Genomic DNA, 17,895 nt, shown 5'->3' on the forward strand with positions numbered 1-17,895 from the left:
CCCCGACCGGCCATTGACGGCGCAACAGGAAAGGAGCCGCCATGGCCGATGACGCCCCGCTCGCCGCCGCCAAACACGGCAAGCCGACCGCGCTTGCCGCCCGCGCCGTCACGATCAACCAGCCCCTCGACGAGGTCTATTCGCGCTTCCGCGACTTCGCCGCGTGGCCCGCGTTTATGGAAAATGTCGTACGCATTGACGTGTACGACGAACGCCACTCGCACTGGGTCGTGAAAGCACCCGGCGGCAGCACCGTCGAATGGGACGCGCGGATCACCGAGGAAGTTCCCGGCAAGCTGCTCGCGTGGGAAAGCGAGCCCGGTGCCGAAATCCCCAATCGTGGCCAGGTCGAGTTCCGCGATGCTGGCGCGCGCGGCACGGTGGTCGTCGCGACGATCGACTATGACCCGCCCGCCGGGGTGATCGGCAAGGTGATCGCCAAGATGTTCCAGCGCGAACCCGCGATTCAGGCGCGCCGCGACCTGCGCCGTTTCAAGCAACTGCTGGAAACCGGCGAGATCGCTACCCCCGCGATGAACGCCAAGCAATTCGAGGAGATGGGGCTGTGAAAGCGATCGCCTGGCACGGCAAGCACGATGTCCGCGTCGATACCGTCGACGATCCCGGCATCGTCAACCCGCGCGACTGTATTATCAAGGTGACCTCGACCGCGATCTGCGGGTCGGACCTCCACCTCTATGACGGCTACATTCCGACGATGCAGTCGGGCGACATCCTCGGCCACGAATTCATGGGCGAGGTGGTCGAGGTCGGTGCGAAGTCGACGCTCAAGAAGGGCCAGCGCGTCGTCGTGCCGTTCACGATTTCGTGCGGTAGCTGCTACCATTGCACCAAGCAGCAATTCTCCGCCTGCGACAACGGCCTGCCCGCCGACAATCAGGACATTGCGCAGGAACTGTACGGCCAGCCGATGGCCGGGCTGTTCGGCTATAGCCACATGACGGGTGGCTATGCCGGCGGACAGGCCGAGTACGTCCGCGTGCCGTTCAGCGATGTCGGCCCGATCGTGATCCCCGATGGTGTTGAGGACGACAAAGTGCTGTTCCTCTCCGACATTCTGCCGACCGGCTGGATGGCGGCGGAGAATGCCGACATCGAACCCGGCGACACGGTTGCGGTGTGGGGCTGCGGCCCGGTCGGGCTGTTCGCGATCCAGTCGGCGTTCCTGATGGGGGCCGAGCGCGTGATCGCGATCGATCATTTCCCCAATCGGCTGAAGCTGGCCGCGCAGTTCGGCGCGGAAACGATCAACTTCGAGGAAAGCGCAGTCTACGAAGCGCTGATGGTGATGACCGGCGGGATCGGCCCGGATGCGGTGATCGACAGCGTCGGGCTGGAAGCGCACGGCTTCTTCGTCGACAACGTCCTCGACCAGATCAAGGTCTCGACCTTCACCGGTACCGACCGCGCACACGCCAATCGTCAGGCGATCATCGCGTGCCGCAAGGGCGGCCGCGTGTCGATGCCGGCGGTCTACGGCGGCTTCGTCGACAAATGGCCGCTCGGCGCGTTCATGGAAAAGGGTTTGCAGCTCAAGACCGGGCAGACCCACGTCCAGCGCTACCTTCCCGCGTTGCTGACCGCGATTCTTGAAGAGAAGATCGACACCACCTTCCTGATCTCGCACCGGATGCCGCTCGAGAAGGGGCCGGAAGGGTACAAGATGTTCCACGATCAGCAGAATGACGTGACGAAGATCGTGCTGAAGCCAGGGATGTAAACACCATCGTCATCCCCGCGCAGGCGGGGATCCAGACGCGCAGGTCTTCGTGAGAGCCGAAACGTCAGAGGTTCTGGATCCCCGCCTGCGCGGGAATGACGGAGCGCAATTGGAGAGACATGATGCCTAACAAATTCGCGATCATCACCGGCGCCTCGACCGGCATCGGCTTCGAACTCGCCACGCTGGCGGCGAAGGACGGTTATGACATCCTCGTCGTCGCCGACGAGCCGCTGATCGACGCCGCCGCCGCCGACTTCAAGCAGTTCGGGACCGAGGTGACGTCGGTCGAGGCGGACCTGTCGACGATCGATGGCGTCGACCGACTGCTCGCCGCCGCCGGGGGCCGTCCGATCGACCTGCTCTGCGCCAACGCCGGCAAGGGGCTGGGTCGCGGCTTCCTCGATCAGGACGTCGCGGACTGGCGGCGCGTGGTCGACACCAACATCACCGGCACGCTCTACCTGCTCCAGAAGGTGCTGCGCCAGATGACCGAGCGGCATCAGGGCAAGGTGCTGGTCACCGGCTCGATCGCCGGGTTCATCCCGGGCAGCTTCCAGGCGGTGTACAACGGCACCAAGGCGTTCGTGGATTCCTTCACCGATGCGCTGCGCGACGAGCTGAAGGATGATGAAGGGATCACGCTGACGACGCTGATGCCCGGTCCGGTCGACACCGAGTTCTTCGATCGCGCCGATATGATGGACACCGACGTCGGCACGTCTGACAGCAAGTCCGACCCAGCCAAGGTCGCGCAGGACGGCTGGGACGCGCTGATGGCGGGCAAGCATTCGATCGTCTCGGGCTGGAAGAACAAGTTGCAGGTTGCCGCCGCGCACATCCTCCCGCCCGAGGTCACCGCGCACCAGCACCGCAACATGGCCGAGCCGGGCACCGCGAAGAAGTAACCGATATGCCGGCGTCAGACCGGGCCGGCGTTCGCGGGCAAATTGGCTGCGTGCTCGATCGGTGGTGAGCGTCGCAGTGGTTTATTGCCCGGCTCCATAGCGCCGGGCAGTCGGTACGGCCGGTCGCAGCCGCTCTGCATCGTCAGCCACCGGTCGTCTCGCGTGAGTTGAAGCGAACGACGAGCGCCGTGGCAGGCCACTGCGAGGCTCGGTTGGCTCGCCCTGAGGACGCATAATTCGGGGTTTAGGACGATATCGCGTGACCGGCGGCCCAGCCGCTCGACCACGCCCATTGAAAATTATAGCCGCCCAGCCAGCCAGTCACGTCAACCGCTTCACCGATCGCATACAGACCGGGCACCTTGCGGGCCTCCATCGTCTTCGACGACAGCGAGTCGGTGGCGATGCCACCAACGGTTACCTCCGCCTTGGCGAAGCCTTCGGTACCATCCGGGTGGAAGCGCCAGTCGGACAGCCGCCGCTCGGCCTCCGTCAGCGCGCGGTCGGTGGTCGCGCCGAGTTCGTCAATTGCAAGCCGCTCGGCGAGCACGTCGGCGAGCCGCGATGGCAAGTCGAGCACCTGGACCAGCGTCGCGCGCGGGCGCGCACGCTTGGCCGCGGTCAACCAGCCGGGGGCGGCGTTCGGACGGAAGTCGATCGCGACCGCTTCGCCGTGCCGCCAGTAACTCGACGCTTGCAGGATCGCGGGACCCGAGAGGCCGCGGTGGGTGAACAGCGCAGCCTCGGCGAACGCCGCCTTGCCCGCACGCGCGACGACCGGCGTGGCGACGCCCGAAAGGGCGCGGAACAGCGCCTCGTCGCCGGGCAAGGTCAGCGGGACCAGCGCGGGGCGCGGCTCGACCACCTTCAGGCCGAAGCGGCGCGCGATGTCATAGGCGATGCCGGTCGCCCCGATCTTGGGGATTGACGGCCCGCCGGTCGCGATCACCAACGCCGGCGCGGTGTAGCTGCGGTCGCCGTGGGTGATCGTGTAGCGGCCGTCGGCATGGCCGATCTCGCCGAGCGGCTGGCCCAATCGGATCGTGACGCCGCCCAGCTCGCACTCACCAAGCAGCATGTCGACGATCGCGCGCGCCGAGCCATCGCAGAACAATTGCCCGAGCGTCTTTTCGTGCCACGCGATGCCGTGCCGGTCGACCATGTCGAGGAAGTCGCGCGCGGTGTAGCGGCCGAGCGCGGACTTGGCGTAATGCGGGTTGGCGGAGAGATAGCGGTCGGGCGCGGTGTGCAGGTTGGTGAAATTGCAGCGGCCACCGCCGGAGATCAGGATCTTCTTGCCCGGTGCCTCGGCATGGTCGAGCACGACGATGCGCCGCCCGCGCTGCCCGGCGACCGCCGCCGCCATCAGCCCTGCCCCGCCCGCGCCCAGCACGATCGCGTCGAATGTTTCCATGGCGCGGCCGTGTCATAGGCACGGAGCGAAGTCGATGCCGACCGCGGCCCGACCCGTCATTGCGACCCCGGCGCAGGCCGGGGTCGCAATGAAGGCGAGGTCAGATCGCCGCCAGCGCCTGCTCCATGTCGGCGACCAGATCATCGGCATCCTCGACGCCGATCGAGATACGGACGAGATTGTCGGTGATGCCCAGCGCCTGCTTCCGCTCATCCGCGACCGACAGATGCGTCATGCCTGCGGGGTGGCTGGCGAGCGTTTCGGTGCCGCCGAGGCTGACCGCGAGCTTGGCGATCTTCAGCGCGTCGAGGAAGCGGAACGCCTCGGGCTCGCCGCCCTTGAGGTAGAGCGAGAAGGTCGAGCCGCCGCCGGTACAGTGGCGGCGGTAGATGTCGGCCTGCCGTCCCTCCGCCTCGGCGAGGAAGCCGAGATAGCCGACGTGCTCGACCTTTTCGTGATCGCGCAGGAAGGCGCAGACCTTCGCGGCATTCTCGCCGGCGCGGCTCATCCGTAGCTCCAGCGTTTCGAGGCTGCGCATCAGCATCCACGCCGTGTTGGGGTCACAGATCGTGCCGATCGTGTTGCGCATCGCGCGGATCATGTTGATGAGCGGCTTGGCGCCCAGCACCGCGCCCGCGACCAGGTCGGAATGACCGCCGGCGTATTTGGTGAGGCTGTAGACCACCGCGTCGGCGCCGTGCTGGAGCGGTTGCGACCAGAGCGGGCCGAGGAAGGTGTTGTCGATCGCGATCGGCGGCAATTCCTCCGCGCCCGCGAAGATCGCGTCGCGGCTGGCGCGCACCGCCTCGACATCGACCAGCGCGTTAGTCGGATTGGCGGGGCTTTCCAGATAGATCAGCGCAACGCGGCCGGCGTCGTTCGCCTGCTTCATGACCGCGTCGATCTCCTCGCGGGTCGCGCCGGCCGGGAAGTCGAGCCAGTTCACGCCGAAGCGGCCGAGCACGCGCGCGATCAGCGTCTCTGTCGCGGCATAGAGCGGGCCGGAGTGGACGATCGTGTCACCGGGGCGGACAAGTGACAGGAATAGCGTCGCAATCGCCGACATGCCGCTGGAGAAGGTCAGCGCATCCTCCGCCCCCTCCCAGATGCCGAGCCGGTCCTCCAGAATCTCCTGATTGGGACCGTTGAAGCGCGAATATACCAGCCCCTCGGCACCGCCGGGGCGCTTTCCGGTGACGCCTTCGAAGTGACGTTTGCCCGCCGCGGCATTCGGGAACACAAACGTCGAGGTAAGGAACACCGGCGGCTTGAGCGCGCCCTCGGAGAGCGCGGGGTCATAGCCGTGGCCCATCATCAGTGTCGCCGGCTTGAGCTTGCGGCCGCCGATCGAGTCGATCTGCGCCTTGGGTGAGCGGCGCGTCTCGACGCCGGTCAGATCGTCTTCGGTCGGCTTGGTCATGACAGTTTCACCTATTGGGAACGATAGGGAACGAACTGGCCCATCGCGCAGCTGCCGCTGGGGATGTTGGCCTGCAGGTTCATGGTCTGGGCGATGTCGCCGCGGCACAGACGCGTCTGATATTGACGGGTGATGATCACGTCGCCGCGCGACACCGCCTCGCACCCGCCGCCGGTGTCGGTGACATAGACCAGCTTGCCGCTGACGCGGTAGAGCAGCTTGCCATTGTAGGCGGTGAGCTGCGGGCGGGTGAAGCGCGTATCGATGCAATCCTGCGGCTTGCCGGCGGTCTTGCCTGCGAGCAGCTTTTCGTAGGCGACCCGGTTCTTGTCGGGTCTGTCCGTCTTCTGCACCGGGGCCGCGACCACCGCGGCCGCGCCGAGCGCCGCCGCAGCGGCGAAGGTCATGAGGAAACGCATCGCTTTCTCTCCTTCTATCCGCACGTTACCGGCATGGTTACGTGCGTTACCATATCGTCAGCCCTGATCCTTGCGCAAGCGGCGTTCGGCGAAGGTGGCGACATCGGGCGCGCGCAGGAACGGGTTGGTCGCACGTTCGAGCGCGATCGTGGTGGGGATCGTCGCCGCTCCCGCCGCGCGGCGCCGGTCGACCTCGACCATTCGTTGCGCGAGCGCCTGATTGTCGGGCTCGACCGTCAGCGCGAACCGGCCATTCGACTGTGTATATTCGTGCCCGCAATAAACACGCGTCGCGTCGTCGAGCGCGGCGTAGCGCTGCATGTTCGCAAACATCTCGGCCGGTGTGCCCTCGAACAGCCGGCCGCAGCCCATCGCGAACAACGTGTCGCCGGTGAAGATCACGCCGTCGTCGGCGAAGTGGAAGGCGATATGCCCGGCGGTGTGGCCGGGGACGTGCCACACCGCGGCGCGATGCGTGCCGAGCGACACGACGTCGCCCTTCCCGACACCGTCGTCCAGCGCGTCGATCTTCGCGCGCTCGGACTCGGGTCCGATGACCCGCGCACCGGTCGCCTGCTTGATCGCCGCCGCGCCGCCGACGTGATCGCCGTGCCAGTGCGTCAGCCAGACTTCCCCGATCGTCCAGCCGCGCGCCGCTGCCGCGTCGAGGACCGGCTGTGCCTCGCCCGGATCGAGTGCGACGGTCTGCGTGCCGTCACCAAGCAGCCACGCGTAATTGTCGCTCAGGACGGGGACGCGGACGATCTCCAGCATCTCACCACGTCCCGGTATTGGGCATCGACGTCCACGGCTCGGCGGGTTCGAGCGTGCCGTCCTGCAACAGCTCGATCGAAATGCCGTCGGGCGTCTTCACGAACGCCATGTGCCCGTCGCGCGGCGGGCGGTGGATGACGTAGCCGTGATCGAGCAGCCGCTGGCAGGTCTCGTAGATATTGTCGACGCGGTAGGCGAGGTGACCGAAGTTGCGCCCGCCGGCATATTCCTCCGGGTCCCAATTGTGGGTCAGCTCGACCTCCGCATTCGCGCGCTCGCCTGGCGCGTTCATGTCCTCGGGGGTGGCGAGAAAGATCAGCGTGAAGCGGCCCTTCTCGTTCTCGATGCGGCGGACTTGCCTGAGCCCGAGCAGCTCGAAAAAGGCGATCGTCGCGTCGGGATCGCTGACCCGGATCATCGTGTGCAGATATTTCAACGTCTTCGCTCCCGCCCGTCAGGGCACCACATCCTCGACGGCGCGGACCAGCAACGCGATGTCGTCCTCGCGCGAGAGCCGGTGGTCGCCGTCCTTGACCAACCACGTCTGAACGTGCGGGGAGCGGATCAGTTCGGCGAGCCGGCAGGTGCGATGCCACGGCACATCCGGATCCTGCTGCCCCTGGAGGAAGCGCACCGGGCCGTCGTAGGCGATCGTGCCGCCCATCAGGCGGTTCGCCTCGCCGGATTGCCAGAAGCGGCGCGTGTAGACGGTCGGCGCCGGGCCGTACGGGTTCGGGCGTTCGAGGCGGCCGTGCTGGAGCAGGTACATCTTCTCGTCCTGCGAAAAGCCCCAGTCGGTGAAATCGGGCGCGGGTGCGATGCCGACCAGCGCCGCGACACGCTCCGGCCGGGCGAGCGCGGCGAGCAAGGCGATCCATCCGCCCATCGACGAACCGACCAGCACCACCGGGCCATCGACATGGTCGATCATCGCCAGCGCATCGTCGCGCCAGTCGGCGAGCGACTGGTCCTCGAACTTGCCCTCGCTGGCGCCACAGCCGCCGTAGTCGAAGCGGAGATAGGCGCGGCCCTGTGCCTTTGCCCATTCCTCGAGCGCGACCGCCTTGCTGCCGGTCATGTCGGAGGCATAGCCGGGCAGGAAGACGATCGTCGGCGTCGTGCCTTGCGTGTGGTGGTAGGCGAGCCGCGGGCGCGGCGGTTGCGATGTGACGATGCTCATGCGCCGGCTTTAGCGGGAAGACGCAGGCGAGCGGAAGGGTGGCGTGCCGGTTGTGGCGTAACGCCGGCTGACGCTAAATTTCAGGGGGCTAATCGCCATTCCGCGGTCCACTTGCCTCCGTCCGTCATCCCGGACTTGATCCGGGATCCCGCTTCTTTCCTCGCTGGCCAAGAAGAAGCGGGGCCCCGGATCAAGTTCGGGGCGACGATCTGAACTGCGGAAAGGCCGAGGTTATCAGGCGCGACGCGCATTATCAGCGTCTCCCAACTGGGCCCCGGCCTTCGCCGGGGTGACGCTTCGGCTTCGATAGATGAGGCTCTTTAGAGCGCGATGAGATCAGGTGGAACTGTCCATCCGTCATTGCGAGCGCAGCGAAGCAATCCAGAGCCGGACCAGGACGCCCTGGATTGCTTCGCTGCGCTCGCAATGACGGGTCAATTAGATGTCATCATGCTCTGATGAGCAATTTGTTCAGCTTGCGGGGCCGTGGAGGCCGCAGCAGGTCTGGCATGACGAGCGGAACAGTTCGCCCTCCGGTCAGCCCGCGAGCATCTGAACCATCTCCGCCGCGAGCAGCGAGAGCGTGTCGTCGCGCGCGCCCATCACGACGATGCGGTCGCCGGGCTGCGCCTGTGCGACGCAATGCGCCGCCGCCGCCGCGCGATCGGGGATGTGGAGTGCTTTGCCGCCCGCGATCGTCACGTCGTGGACGATGTCGGCGCTGGTCACCTCGCGCGCGACGGTCCCGCCCTGATAGACCGGGTCGGGAAGCACGAGCAGGTCGTCGGCGCGCAGGTGGGTGGCGAACATCGCGGCGAGGTCGGCGCGCATCACCTTGAGCGGGCCGTAGCCGTGCGGCTGGAAAAGCGCGATCACGCCGCCGGGGAAGGCGTGGAGCGTGTCGAGCGTCGCGGCGATCTTGTCGGGGTTGTGGCCGAAGTCGTCGATCACCGCGACGCCGTTCGCCTCTCCCACCAGATCGAAGCGGCGGCGCAGGCCGGTGAAGCGCTCGACGCCTGCGACGGCGTCCTCGAGCGAGAGGCCGGCGGCGAGCGTCGCGCCGATCGCGGCGAGCGCGTTCGCGACGTTGTGGCGGCCGGGCACCTTGAGCGCGACCGATATACGCCGACCATCGTGCACCAGCGTGAAGCGGATCGCGAACGGCGCGGCGACCATGTCGGTCGCGAACAGGTCGGCGCTTTCTTCGACCAGCGAGAAGCGGGTCACGCGCGCGGGCGGGAGCGCCATCGCGAGCCGCGCGGCGTCCATATTGTCGGCGTTGACCACCGCGACGCGCGCATGGCCGATGAAGTCGCCGAACAGCCGGTTCAGCTCGTCCAGCGACTTGTGGTCGAGGCTGACGTTGTTGAGCACCGCGACCTGCGGGCGGTAGAGCGCAATCGAGCCGTCGCTCTCGTCGACCTCGCTGACATACGGATCGCCCTGCCCGACCAAAGCGCTGGCGAACGGGCGGTCGGGGCTGGCGAAGTCCTTCATCACCGCGCCGTTCATCACGGTCGGGTCGCGTCCGGCGACGTGGAGGATCGTCGCGATCATGCCGGTAACGGTCGACTTGCCGCTGGTCCCCGCGACGCCGATCGGTTGCGCGGCGGCGTTGAACAGGGCGGCGTTGAGCTCGGCGCGCGACAGGCGGCGGCAGCCGAGCCGGGTTGCGGCAACGATGTCAGCCACCGTGTCCTCGACGGCGGCGGAGGCGACGACGATCTGCTCGGGCGACGATACGCCGCTGCCGTCCTGCGGGAACAATTCGACGCCGAGCGCGCGCAGGCCGTCGAACTTGGCGGGGACGCGGCCCTGGTCGAGGCCGCGGTCGCTGCCCGCGACGATCGCGCCGCGGCCCTTGAGGATCATCGCCAGCGGCATCATTCCCGATCCGCCGATCCCGACCAGAAAGAAGCGCTGGCCCGATACGTTGCCGTCATGCATGGCGGCGGGCTATCGGCGCTTTGCGCGGGCGTGACAAGCAGGAGGTGGCGATGCGGATCGGAGTGCTGGCGGCGAGCAGCGTCGCCAACCCGGACGTGATCGCGCCGGTCTCCGCCTTCGCGGCGGTCGCCTATCCCGAGATCGATCTCATCTTTCACCCGCAATGCTATGCGCAGGACGGGCATTTCGCCGGGTCGGACGCGGTGCGCGCGGCGGCGTTTCTCGAATATGCCAACGATCCGGCATTCGATGCGATCTGGTTCCTGCGCGGCGGTTATGGGTCAAACCGGTTGCTGGCGACGATCCTGCCGCAGCTTGGGCCGGCGGCGCGGACCAAGACGTATCTCGGTTATTCCGATGTCGGGTTTCTGCTCGGCGCGCTCTACGCGCGGCGGATCGGGCGCGCGGTGCATGGGCCGATGGCGAGCGACATCCGGCGACGGAACGGCGATGCGACCGTGGCGCGCGCGCTGGGGTGGCTGGCGCGTGGGGATCGTGCCGGGCTGGAGCCGGGGCTCGACGGGCGGCCGGCGGCGGCGTTCAACCTGTCGATCCTCGCGGCGTTGATCGGGACGCCGTATCTGCCCGACCTCGCCGACCATGTGCTGATCGTCGAGGAAGTCTCCGAGGCCATGTATGCGATCGACCGGATGCTGTTCACGCTCGGCAATGCCACGCAGTTGCGCAGCATCGCGGGGGTGCGGCTGGGTGCGGTGACGGCGGTGAAGGAGAATGAGCCGGACTGGGGCGAGCCGATCGAGGAAATGATGGTGCGCTGGTGCCGCGATCTGGGGGTGCCGTATCTGGGGCGCGCGCAGATCGGGCATACGCAGGCGAACCATGTGGTGCCGTTCGGGGTGGGTTGATCGCCTGACCTTTTGCCGTCGCCCCGGACCAATCGGCAAGCTCAGGAGAGCCTTGATCCGGGGTCCCGCTTTTACAGCAAGTGCCGCGAAGAAGCGGGGTCCCGGGTCAAGCCCGGGACGACGAAAGCAGGCGGGATCACGTGACCCCTGCCTTCGTCTCCTGCGGATGATGCGGGGTGAGGATCAGCGTGCGACCCTCGACACGCCAGCTTTTCAGCCGCGACAGGAAGTTCATCCCCAGCACGTCGACGTCGCCGAACGCGGGCGACACAACCACCGCCAGATCGCGGGCGACGACATTGCCGAAGCGCAGTTCGGGCACCTCACCGGTGTCGGCACGGATCGTGCCGTTGGCGGTCTTGAGCAGCACCGGGAAGACCGCGGGCTTCACCTCGACGCCGGCGGCGGCGGCGGTGGCGGGTGACAGCGCGGTGATCGTCGCGCCGCTGTCGACCAGCAGCCGGTGCTCCGTCCCGCCGATCTTCGCGCGGACGTAGAAATGACCGTCGCGGCTCATGCGGATGCGGGTTTCCTCACCAGCGACCTGCTGGTCGTCGAGGTCGAGTGCCGCCGCCGCACGGCCGAGCCACGGGTCGAACCGGCCCCGCTCGGTGATCGCCGCGTACAGCAGCAGCCCGGCACCGATCCATAGCGCGAGGCTGACCAGCGTGCGCAGGATCGGGATGCGCCGCGCGACCAGCGCCGCGAGGAAGAGCGCGCCGAGCAGCAGGTAGAAGTGCGGATTGGCGGTGATCCCCTCGGGCATGGCGACGATATAGGAAGCGCAACCTTGCTGGAGAATGGCTGGCGCGGGCGCGGCGGTGGCGCTATGTCGGGCGCGTGAAGACGATACTCACTACTACCACCCGGCCACGTCCGGGGGCCGGCGCCCGCGTCATCTTCTGACGCCTGGGCCCGCCCACCCGGACTGGGTGGAGACGATGCGGCGGCTTTCCACCCTGACGATCACCAACGCCGCTCTTTTCGTCGGGGCACGGCACCGCTAGGCCGGCACCTCGACTTTGTGCAGGAAGACCCTTCGATGGAAATGCTCTCGATCACGCTGCCCGACGGTTCGGTCCGCGAGGTCGCATCCGGCACCACCCCTGCCGACATCGCCGCCGCGATCGGGCCGGGGCTCGCCAAGGCGGCGATCGCCGCGCGCGTCGACGGTGAACTGCGCGATCTGTCGCGGCCGCTGACGCAGGATGCGCGGCTGGCGCTGGTGACGCCGAAGGACGAGGCGGACGCGCTGGAGCTGGCCCGGCATGACTTCGCGCATGTGATGGCCGAGGCGGTGCAACATTTGTTTCCGGGCACGCAGATCACCTTCGGTCCGGCGACCGACGACGGCTTCTATTACGACTTCGCGCCGAAGGATCGCCCGTTCACCGATGAGGACCTGCCCGCGATCGAGGCCGAGATGCGGCGCATCATCGCGAAGAACGAGCCGTTCACGCGCGAGGTCTGGTCGCGCGAGCAGTTGATCGAGACGTGGCAGCGGCAGGGCGAGACGTTCAAGGCCGAATGGGCCGCCGAACTGCCGGATGGCGAGGAGCTGACGATCTATCGCCAGGGTGCGTGGCTCGACATGTGCCGCGGGCCGCACATGCCGTCGACCGGGCGGCTCGATCCGAACGCGTTCAAGCTGACGCGCGTGTCGGGTGCATACTGGCGCGGCGACCAGAAGAACGCGATGCTCAGCCGCGTCTATGGCACCGGCTGGCTCAACAAGAAGCAGCTCGACGCGCATCTGACGATGCTGGAGGAAGCCGCCAAGCGCGATCACCGCAAGATCGGCGCGGAGATGGACCTGTTCCACCTTCAGTCGGAGGCACAAGGCTCGGTGTTCTGGCATCCCAAGGGCTATATCCTGTGGCGGCAGATGGAGGCGTATATGCGCCGCCGGCTCGACGCCGCCGATTATGCCGAGGTGAAGACGCCGCAGCTGATGGACGCGCGCCAGTGGGAACAGTCGGGCCACTGGGGCAAGTATCGCGAGAACATGTTCGTCGTCCCCGACGAAATCCCCAATACCGAGGATGAGGGCGCGGTCATCTCCGGCGATGCCGACATGATGGCGCTGAAGCCGATGAATTGCCCGGCGCACGTGCTGATCTTCAAGCAGGGGATCAAATCGTACCGCGACCTGCCGATCCGCATGGCCGAATTCGGCTGCTGTCACCGCAACGAGCCGCATGGCGCGCTGCACGGGATCATGCGCGTTCGCCAGTTCACCCAGGACGACGCGCATATCTTCGTCCGCGAGGACCAGTTGGTCGAGGAAGTGCGCAAGTTCTGCGAGCTGCTCCACTCGGTCTATCAGGATCTGGGCTTCACCGATTATGCGGTGAAGCTGGCGCTGCGTCCCGATAAGCGCTTCGGCTCCGACGAGATGTGGGACACGTCCGAACAGGAGCTGCGCGAGGCGGTGCAGGCGTCGAACCTGCCGCAGGAGATCAAGGACAAGTTCGAGGAGCTGCCCGGCGAAGGCGCGTTCTACGCGCCGAAGCTGGAATTCCATTTGACCGACGCGATCGGGCGGACGTGGCAGGTCGGCACGATCCAGTCTGATCGCGTGCTGCCAGAGCGGCTCGACGCGAGCTATGTCGGCGAGGACGGCAACCGGCATCGCCCGGTGATGCTGCACCGGGCGATCCTGGGCACGTTCGAACGCTTCATCGGCATCCTGATCGAGCATCACGCCGGGCGCTTTCCGCTGTGGCTCAGCCCGGTGCAGGCGGTGGTGGCGACGATCGTCTCCGACGCCGACGATTACGCGCATGCGGTGGCGGCGAAGCTGCGCGCGGCGGGCATCCGCGTCGAGACCGACCTGCGCAACGAGAAGATCAACTACAAGGTGCGCGAACATTCGGTCGCCAAGGTCCCGAACCTGCTGGTGGTCGGCAAGCGCGAGGCCGAGGAGGCCAAGGTCGCGCTGCGTCGGCTCGGCAGCCAGGCGCAGACCTTCCTGACGCTCGACGAGGTGGTGCAGATGCTCCGCGACGAGGCCCGCGCGCCGGACCTGCGCTGAGGCTCGACGCTGTCGCTCCGCTCTTCTATGATGCGCGTACATCATGGGAGAGCGGAGACGATGCGTATCTTGCTGACAGCCGTTGCGCTGACGCTTTCCCTGCCGGCGGCGGCGCAAACGGGGATAAGCGGGCGGATCGTGCCGGTCGATCGCGACAACAATGCGCGGATCGATCGGGAGCATTCGGCCGGACGGCTGTCGCGGGGCGATGCGCGGCGAGCGAAAGGCGAGAATGGCGTCACCGGTTCACTGGCCGACCGCTATGCCAGCGACGGGCACCTCTCCGACGACGAGCAGGCCGAGATCACGAACCGCAACAATGCGATGCGTAGCATTCTCGATGCCCCCGCGCGCGCCGCACCGAAGCGCTGAGGAACGATCACCCGGCGACCGTCATCCCGGACCTGACCGGACTCCGGCTTCGGGGCCGCCCGGGCTGAAGCATGCCTTCGGATTACGTCCGGGGCGATGCGACGAGCAGCCGCCGTCCCTGCCCCCGCATGGCATCTTCCAAAACGCCGCCCGATGCCCTATATTGAGCGGGTAATAGATTCAGGAGCAATACCCATACGTCCTCCCATGATGCGCCGGCCAAACCAGGCGCCGCCGATGAACGGCCCGCGGTTCAATGAGTGGATCCAGAGCCCCAAGGTCCGCGTGATCGATCACGAGGGAGAGAACCTTGGCGTGATGTACACGCGCGAGGCGATGGATCAGGCGCGTGAGCTCGGGCTCGATCTCGTCGAAGTTTCGCCCAACGCCGATCCGCCCGTCGCCAAGTTCCTCGATGTCGGCAAGTTCAAGTACGAGGCGCAGAAGAAGGCGAACCTCGCCCGCAAGTCGCAGAAGACGCAGGAGATCAAGGAGATCAAGATGCGTCCGAACATCGACGACCACGATTACGACACCAAGATGAAGAAGGTTGCCGAGTTCATCGAGGAAGGTGACAAGGTGAAGGTCACCATGCGCTTCCGTGGTCGTGAGCTGAGCCACGGCCAGCTGGGCATGAACGTGCTGCAGCGAGTCGCCGAGCAGGTGCAGGAAATCGCCAAGGTGGAGGCCTATCCGCGGATGGAAGGTCGCCAGATGCTGATGGTGCTCGCACCCAAGTAACCGCACCGGATTGCCGGGTCTGCCGTAACGTCCGCCGCGCCTGATCCGCGCGGCGGCATTGTATTTGTCAGACAGCGTTTTCGAATTTCTGAACCCGCCGCTCGAAAATGGCTGGACGGGCGCGGCATCTGCGTTACGCTCACCCGATACCGAACCTTCAAAGAGTTCGGATGTACATTGGGAGAGAGATAGCGCCATGCGTCTTACCGCCACCCTTCTGTCCACCGCCGCCGCGGTGCTGGCAATGCCAGCGCTGGCGCAGGACCAGACGAGCCCCGTCACCACCAACGCCGCGGTCGCCGGACAGAGCGACACCGCCTCCGCGCAATCCGGTGACACCGGCATGCTCAACGCCGGGGATATCGTCGTAACCGCGACCCGCCGTGCCGAGCGGCTGGCCGATGTGCCGATCTCGATCAACGCGGTCAGTCAGGCCGCGCTCCAGAACTCCGGCGCCACCGACATCCGCCAGCTCGCGCAGCTTGCGCCGTCGCTCAACGTCTCCTCGACCGGGTCGGAAGCGAACGCCTCGGCGCGCGTCCGCGGCATCGGCACGGTCGGCGATAATCCCGGGCTCGAAAGCTCGGTGACGGTGTTCATCGACGGCGTGTACCGCAGCCGCACCGGCTCCGGTCTCAACGATCTCGGCGAGGTCGACCGGGTCGAGGTGCTGCGCGGGCCGCAGGGCACGCTGTCCGGGCGCAATTCCTCGGCGGGCGCGATCAACATCTATACCAAGGCGCCGTCGTTCGACTTCGGCGGCTATGCCGAGGGCACGTACGGCAATTACGATTTCTACCGCGTCGCGGGCGCGATCACCGGGCCGATCGTCAAGGATCTGCTGGCGTTCCGCATCGACGGCGTCGCCTCGAAGCGCGACGGCTTCTACCGTGACGTCGTCAACGACACCGATTACAACGATCGCAACCGCTGGTTCGTGCGCGGGCAATTGCTGCTCGAGCCGTCGCCCGATTTCTCGGTGCGGCTGATCGGCGACTATACGTGGCGCAACGAGAAATGCTGCGGCGCGGTCTATACCGATACGCGCGAGAAGACCGACCCGACGCCAGGCGCACCCGGCGATTACGCGATCAACCCGGCGGGCAACCGGATCGTCAGCGTCATGCAGCAGGTCGCGGCACTGCGCGGCTATCCGGCGGGCAGCGTGTTCCCGGCGGGCAGCGACCCCTACAGCCGGCGCATCGCGTTCACGCCCGGCCGTGCCTATTCGAACGTCACCAAGGATTACGGTGGCTCGGGGCAGATCGATTGGAATCTGGGCAGCGCGGCGCTGACCTCGATCACCGCCTATCGCGAGTATAAATCGGACGGCGCGAACGACATCGACGCCAACGTCCTCGACATCGGTTATCGTCCGGACGACGGCAACAACTATCGCCGGTTCCACACCTTCACGCAGGAGCTGCGACTGAATGGCGAGGCGTTCGGGGACCGGCTCAACTGGCTGATCGGCGGTTTCTTCAGCAACGAGGATCTGCAGGTCGTCGACAATCTGAAGTTCGGTCGCGACTACGGCGCGTTCGCGGCCTGCCGGATCGTGGCGACGATCAACCCGGCCGCCGCGCTGCGCAATCCCGCCAATCCGGGCTGCCTGAGCGCGGCGGGTTCGGCGATCCTGCAGGGACAGGTGCCGGGCACGACAGCGGCGTTCGGAGCGGCCACGCCGATCGTGCTGGGCAGCATCCGCCTGCTTTCGACGCTCAACGATCTCGGCACGACGCGCGACGTCTATAATCAGAACAGCAAGAGCTTCGCCGTCTTCACGCACAACATTTTCCGGCTGACCGACAAGCTGTCGCTGACCGCCGGCCTGCGCTGGACCCGCGAGCAGAAGGATTTCGACGCCACCTTCGGCAACAACAACATCGTCTGTCCGCAGGTACAGGCGTTGCTGGGTGCCGGGCCGGGCGGCAATCTGTTCAACAATGCCCAGCTCGCCGCACTGACCCGCGGGATCGCGACGCTGGCCTGTACGGGCAATTCGTCGAGCGCGCTCAACGGGCGGACGATCAATGACAAGCTGCGCGAAAATCAGGTGACCGGCACCGCGGTGCTGAGCTGGAAGCCGACCGACCGGCTGATGACTTATGCCAGCTATTCGCGTGGGTATAAGGCGGGCGGGTATAATCTCGACCGCTCCGACCTTGGCGACGCGTATAATCCGGCGACGATCGCCAATATCGATGGCAGCCGGCTGCGCTTCGATCCCGAGACGGTCAATGCCTATGAGGTCGGGCTGAAATATTCGAGCCGGCAGTTCACCTTCAATCTCGCCGGCTTCCGGTCCGAGTTCAAGAATTTCCAGCTCAATACCTTCAACGGCACCAATTATGTCGTCGAGAATATCGGTTCATGCTCGGACGGGCTGAACGGCGCGGATCGCGATAATTCGCTCGCGACGGGCGCGTGCTCCGGTGATGTGCGCTACGGCGTGGTGAGTCAGGGGTTCGAGGCGGAGGCGGGATTCTACCCGGCCGAGCATCTCGCGATCAACATGGGCTATACGTTCGCCGATACGAAGTATCGCCGCAATCTGGTCGGGTCGGATGCGGGCGCGGCGCTCGATCCGGCGCTGTTCCTGCTGTCGGGATCGCAGATGTCGAATGCGCCGCGCAACGTCATCACCACCTCGGTGAGCTGGAACCCGCCGATCGGCAGCTCGGGCATGTCGGCGCTGTTCTACGTCGATCAGCGGACGGTGTCGGACTATAACACCGGCTCCGACCTGTTTGTCGAGAAGACGCAGGACGGCTTCACGTTGATGAACGCGCGCGTCGGTTTGCGCGGCAATCAGGATCGCTGGGCGATCGAGGTCTGGGCGCAGAACCTGCTCGATACCGAGTATCAGCAGGTGGCGTTCAACGCGCCGTTTCAGGGGGCCGGCAGCCTTCAGCAGGTGCAGGCGTTCGGCGGGGTGGGCAACCAGCTGTTCGCGTCGTTCCTCGCCGAGCCGCGGACCTATGGGCTGACGTTGCGGACGCGGTTCTGAGGTAAACAGCCGACTTTTCGTCATTGCGAGCGTAGCGAAGCAATCCAGGGTTGGGCCAAGGACGCTCTG

Annotated in this window: 17 protein-coding genes; 9 read left to right on the forward strand and 8 right to left on the reverse strand. The window is 66.4% G+C overall.

The window, feature by feature from the left end:
• Nucleotides 1–41 precede the first annotated feature (41 nt).
• From BACI71_RS13455 to BACI71_RS18270, 4 genes are all read left to right on the forward strand, one after another.
• Nucleotides 42–569 (forward strand): SRPBCC family protein, encoded by a 528-nt coding sequence (locus BACI71_RS13455; RefSeq protein ID WP_159759418.1) that lies wholly within the window; start codon nucleotides 42–44, stop codon nucleotides 567–569.
• Nucleotides 566–1,741 carry a zinc-dependent alcohol dehydrogenase gene (locus tag BACI71_RS13460; protein WP_159759420.1) on the forward strand — a complete coding sequence of 392 codons (1,176 nt, stop codon included), beginning with the start codon at nucleotides 566–568 and terminating at the stop codon, nucleotides 1,739–1,741. Before BACI71_RS13455 ends, BACI71_RS13460 begins: the two co-directional genes overlap by 4 nt.
• 122 nt (nucleotides 1,742–1,863) lie before the next feature.
• Nucleotides 1,864–2,649, forward strand: coding sequence for an SDR family NAD(P)-dependent oxidoreductase (locus BACI71_RS13465; RefSeq protein WP_159759422.1), 786 nt, complete (start codon nucleotides 1,864–1,866; stop codon nucleotides 2,647–2,649).
• Nucleotides 2,650–2,732: 83 nt separating this feature from the next.
• Nucleotides 2,733–2,885, forward strand: a complete 153-nt coding sequence (locus BACI71_RS18270) for a helix-turn-helix domain-containing protein (RefSeq protein ID WP_159761215.1) — start codon at nucleotides 2,733–2,735, stop codon at nucleotides 2,883–2,885.
• 8 nt (nucleotides 2,886–2,893) lie between these two features.
• Here BACI71_RS18270 and BACI71_RS13475 read toward each other — a convergent pair whose 3' ends face one another.
• The 7 genes from BACI71_RS13475 to BACI71_RS13505 all read right to left on the reverse strand — a co-directional run bounded on the left by BACI71_RS13475 (nucleotide 2,894) and on the right by BACI71_RS13505 (nucleotide 9,803).
• The gene (locus BACI71_RS13475; RefSeq protein WP_159759424.1) at nucleotides 2,894–4,063 is read right to left on the reverse strand and encodes an NAD(P)/FAD-dependent oxidoreductase; all 1,170 of its coding nucleotides are present in this window, start codon (nucleotides 4,061–4,063) and stop codon (nucleotides 2,894–2,896) included.
• 100 nt (nucleotides 4,064–4,163) lie between these two features.
• A complete protein-coding gene (locus BACI71_RS13480) occupies nucleotides 4,164–5,483 on the reverse strand; it encodes a cystathionine gamma-synthase family protein (protein WP_159759426.1) in 1,320 nt (439 codons plus the stop codon).
• An 11-nt stretch (nucleotides 5,484–5,494) separates the two neighbouring features.
• Nucleotides 5,495–5,902, reverse strand: coding sequence for a hypothetical protein (locus BACI71_RS13485; protein ID WP_159759428.1), 408 nt, complete (start codon nucleotides 5,900–5,902; stop codon nucleotides 5,495–5,497).
• Nucleotides 5,903–5,959: 57 nt separating this feature from the next.
• Complete coding sequence (gloB, locus tag BACI71_RS13490; protein WP_159759430.1) at nucleotides 5,960–6,676, reverse strand: hydroxyacylglutathione hydrolase; 717 nt, start codon at nucleotides 6,674–6,676, stop codon at nucleotides 5,960–5,962.
• A gap of 1 nt (nucleotide 6,677) precedes the next feature.
• Nucleotides 6,678–7,112, reverse strand: coding sequence for a VOC family protein (locus tag BACI71_RS13495; protein WP_159759432.1), 435 nt, complete (start codon nucleotides 7,110–7,112; stop codon nucleotides 6,678–6,680).
• 18 nt (nucleotides 7,113–7,130) lie between these two features.
• The gene (locus BACI71_RS13500) at nucleotides 7,131–7,856 is read right to left on the reverse strand and encodes an alpha/beta hydrolase (RefSeq protein WP_159759434.1); all 726 of its coding nucleotides are present in this window, start codon (nucleotides 7,854–7,856) and stop codon (nucleotides 7,131–7,133) included.
• A 537-nt stretch (nucleotides 7,857–8,393) separates the two neighbouring features.
• Nucleotides 8,394–9,803: a UDP-N-acetylmuramate--L-alanine ligase gene (locus BACI71_RS13505; RefSeq protein WP_159759436.1), complete on the reverse strand. Its 1,410-nt coding sequence runs from the start codon at nucleotides 9,801–9,803 to the stop codon at nucleotides 8,394–8,396.
• 50 nt (nucleotides 9,804–9,853) lie between these two features.
• On the opposite strand from BACI71_RS13505, the gene BACI71_RS13510 reads away from it, so the two are divergent.
• Entirely contained in the window at nucleotides 9,854–10,669 is an 816-nt protein-coding gene (locus tag BACI71_RS13510) for an LD-carboxypeptidase (RefSeq protein ID WP_201297375.1), read from the forward strand.
• A 136-nt stretch (nucleotides 10,670–10,805) separates the two neighbouring features.
• Here BACI71_RS13510 and BACI71_RS13515 read toward each other — a convergent pair whose 3' ends face one another.
• Nucleotides 10,806–11,435: a retropepsin-like aspartic protease family protein gene (locus BACI71_RS13515; protein WP_159759438.1), complete on the reverse strand. Its 630-nt coding sequence runs from the start codon at nucleotides 11,433–11,435 to the stop codon at nucleotides 10,806–10,808.
• A gap of 282 nt (nucleotides 11,436–11,717) precedes the next feature.
• Here BACI71_RS13515 and thrS point away from each other — a divergent pair, with 282 nt between their 5' ends.
• The 4 genes from thrS to BACI71_RS13535 all read left to right on the forward strand — a co-directional run bounded on the left by thrS (nucleotide 11,718) and on the right by BACI71_RS13535 (nucleotide 17,826).
• On the forward strand, nucleotides 11,718–13,703 hold the full coding sequence (thrS, locus tag BACI71_RS13520; protein WP_159761218.1) for a threonine--tRNA ligase: 1,986 nt from the start codon (nucleotides 11,718–11,720) through the stop codon (nucleotides 13,701–13,703).
• A gap of 60 nt (nucleotides 13,704–13,763) precedes the next feature.
• A complete protein-coding gene (locus tag BACI71_RS13525; RefSeq protein WP_159759440.1) occupies nucleotides 13,764–14,075 on the forward strand; it encodes a hypothetical protein in 312 nt (103 codons plus the stop codon).
• Between the two features lie 207 nt (nucleotides 14,076–14,282).
• Complete coding sequence (gene infC, locus BACI71_RS13530) at nucleotides 14,283–14,816, forward strand: translation initiation factor IF-3 (protein WP_159759442.1); 534 nt, start codon at nucleotides 14,283–14,285, stop codon at nucleotides 14,814–14,816.
• Between the two features lie 196 nt (nucleotides 14,817–15,012).
• Nucleotides 15,013–17,826: a TonB-dependent receptor gene (locus BACI71_RS13535; protein WP_159759444.1), complete on the forward strand. Its 2,814-nt coding sequence runs from the start codon at nucleotides 15,013–15,015 to the stop codon at nucleotides 17,824–17,826.
• Nucleotides 17,827–17,895 lie beyond the last annotated feature (69 nt).

This window comes from Sphingomonas sp. 8AM (assembly GCF_902506455.1).
Lineage (GTDB): Bacteria > Pseudomonadota > Alphaproteobacteria > Sphingomonadales > Sphingomonadaceae > Sphingomonas.

What these genes read in the sequence shown, in the direction of transcription:
- BACI71_RS13535 (WP_159759444.1), top strand. Translation starts at nt 15,013, where the DNA reads ATGCGTCTTACCGCCACCCTTCTGTCCACCGCCGCCGCGGTGCTGGCA.
- BACI71_RS13480 (WP_159759426.1), bottom strand. Translation starts at nt 5,483, where the DNA reads ATGACCAAGCCGACCGAAGACGATCTGACCGGCGTCGAGACGCGCCGC.
- BACI71_RS13465 (WP_159759422.1), top strand. Translation starts at nt 1,864, where the DNA reads ATGCCTAACAAATTCGCGATCATCACCGGCGCCTCGACCGGCATCGGC.
- BACI71_RS13500 (WP_159759434.1), bottom strand. Translation starts at nt 7,856, where the DNA reads ATGAGCATCGTCACATCGCAACCGCCGCGCCCGCGGCTCGCCTACCAC.
- BACI71_RS13455 (WP_159759418.1), top strand. Translation starts at nt 42, where the DNA reads ATGGCCGATGACGCCCCGCTCGCCGCCGCCAAACACGGCAAGCCGACC.
- BACI71_RS13485 (WP_159759428.1), bottom strand. Translation starts at nt 5,902, where the DNA reads ATGCGTTTCCTCATGACCTTCGCCGCTGCGGCGGCGCTCGGCGCGGCC.
- gloB (WP_159759430.1), bottom strand. Translation starts at nt 6,676, where the DNA reads ATGCTGGAGATCGTCCGCGTCCCCGTCCTGAGCGACAATTACGCGTGG.
- BACI71_RS13515 (WP_159759438.1), bottom strand. Translation starts at nt 11,435, where the DNA reads ATGCCCGAGGGGATCACCGCCAATCCGCACTTCTACCTGCTGCTCGGC.
- infC (WP_159759442.1), top strand. Translation starts at nt 14,283, where the DNA reads ATGATGCGCCGGCCAAACCAGGCGCCGCCGATGAACGGCCCGCGGTTC.
- BACI71_RS13510 (WP_201297375.1), top strand. Translation starts at nt 9,854, where the DNA reads ATGCGGATCGGAGTGCTGGCGGCGAGCAGCGTCGCCAACCCGGACGTG.
- BACI71_RS13475 (WP_159759424.1), bottom strand. Translation starts at nt 4,063, where the DNA reads ATGGAAACATTCGACGCGATCGTGCTGGGCGCGGGCGGGGCAGGGCTG.
- thrS (WP_159761218.1), top strand. Translation starts at nt 11,718, where the DNA reads ATGCTCTCGATCACGCTGCCCGACGGTTCGGTCCGCGAGGTCGCATCC.
- BACI71_RS13525 (WP_159759440.1), top strand. Translation starts at nt 13,764, where the DNA reads ATGCGTATCTTGCTGACAGCCGTTGCGCTGACGCTTTCCCTGCCGGCG.
- BACI71_RS13505 (WP_159759436.1), bottom strand. Translation starts at nt 9,803, where the DNA reads ATGCATGACGGCAACGTATCGGGCCAGCGCTTCTTTCTGGTCGGGATC.